The organism is Halomonas sp. ND22Bw, from assembly GCF_003011945.1.
GTDB classification, from domain to species: Bacteria; Pseudomonadota; Gammaproteobacteria; order Pseudomonadales; family Halomonadaceae; genus Halomonas; species Halomonas halophila.
The window spans coordinates 1-325 of record NZ_PXWD01000475.1 but is presented as its reverse complement, the minus strand read 5'-3'; the positions used below and the strand labels follow the sequence as shown (position 1 = coordinate 325).

Here is a 325-nt window from a genome sequence, read left to right as displayed (position 1 = left end):
CCGACGATTTCCTGCGCCGCCGCGCCGCCGGCTATCAGGCCTTCTACGAGGCCATGCCGATCCGTCGCACCCGCCTGGATCGCCGCCTGCAGATGCCGATCCACAAGCGCGTCCGCTATGGCAATCTGGCCGAGTTCTTCATGCTGGACGGCCGCCAATATCGCTCGCGCGGGGCCTGCGTGGACGAGGGCGGCGCCAGGGGCCAGATCGTCACCGACGCCCAATGCCTGGACCGCGTGGACCCGTCGCGCACCTTCCTGGGCTTCGAGCAGGAACGCTGGCTGTACGACGGCCTGGCGGGCGCCGAGGCGCGCTGGAACATCCT

1 protein-coding gene is annotated in these 325 nt (G+C 69.8%); it reads left to right on the top strand.

Annotated features, from left to right (window positions below):
- Positions 1-325: alkaline phosphatase D family protein (locus CVH10_RS19000; protein ID WP_181244508.1), on the top strand; the 325-nt coding region annotated here is incomplete at both ends.